Genomic DNA, 1,213 nt, shown 5'->3' with positions numbered 1-1,213 from the left:
GCCCGCCGGAGCTGGCGGGCGTGGAGTCGATGGTCGGCCTGTTCATCAACACCCTGCCGGTACGCGCCCGGCTGGAGAACGCCGAGCCCCTGACCGGGTTCTTCCGCCGCCTCCAGGCCGAACAGGCCCGTCTCCTCGACCACCAGTGGGCAGGCCTCGCCGACATCCAGCGCTGGGCCGGACACGGCGAACTCTTCGACACCGCCATGGTCTTCCAGAACTACCCCGTCAGCCCTGACGCCACGGACGGACGGCTCGACGCCGCCGGACTGCGGATGGAGGGCTTCGACGCCGTCGAGAGCACCGACTTCGCCATGAACCTGGTCGCACACACCAGGGACGCGGCCCTGCGGATGCACCTCGACTACCGGGCGGACGTCTGCGACGAGCACCTGGCCCGTTCTCTGTCGCAGCGGGTGCTGCGGGTGCTGGAAGCACTGGTCGTTGACAGCGCCCTGCCCGTCGGCCGCCTCGACACGCTCGACACCGCTGACCGTGAGCGGGTGCTGGTCGAGTGGAACGGCCACGACACCGACCTCCCCGACGTTCCCCCGCACGAACTCTTCGCCGAACAGGCCGTACGCACTCCGCAGTCCATCGCGGTCACCGACGAGAGCGGCGCGAGCCTGACCTACCGGGAACTCAACCAGCGAGCGAACCAGCTGGCCCGCCATCTCCTCGCACAGGGCATCGGCGCCGAGCAGTTCGTGGCCCTCGCCCTGCCCAAATCCACCCAGGCGATCGTCAGCATGCTCGCCGTCCTCAAAGCCGGCGCCGCCTACCTGCCCATCGACCCCGACTACCCCACCGACCGCATCACCTACATGCTCCACGACGCAAACCCGGCCCTCACATTGACGGAGCCGGTCACCACAGCCGAGTTGTCTGAGTACCGGGACGATGACCTCACCGACCAGGAACGGCTGCGCCCCTGGTCTCCCCGCCACGCCGCCTACATGATCTACACCTCAGGCTCCACCGGCCGCCCCAAGGGCGTCATCATCGAACACCACGCCCTGGCCACCTACCTCCACCGCGCCCGCACCGCATACCCCGCCACCAGCGGCACCACCCTCCTCCACTCCCCCCTCGCCTTCGACCTCACCATCACCGCCCTGTGGACCCCCCTCACCAACGGCGGAACCGTCCACCTCACCACCCTCGAAAACACCACCACCCAACCCACCCTCGTCAAAGCCACCCCCAGCCACCT

General features: G+C 68.8%; 1 protein-coding gene. It reads left to right on the top strand.

Annotated elements, in window-relative coordinates:
* A partial coding sequence (locus ACWDYJ_RS36290) for an AMP-binding protein (RefSeq protein ID WP_451569869.1) occupies nt 1-1,213 on the top strand: 1,213 nt, incomplete at both ends.

The organism is Streptomyces sp. NPDC003042 (assembly GCF_053591315.1).
This window is presented reverse-complemented; position numbering and strand designations above follow the sequence as displayed.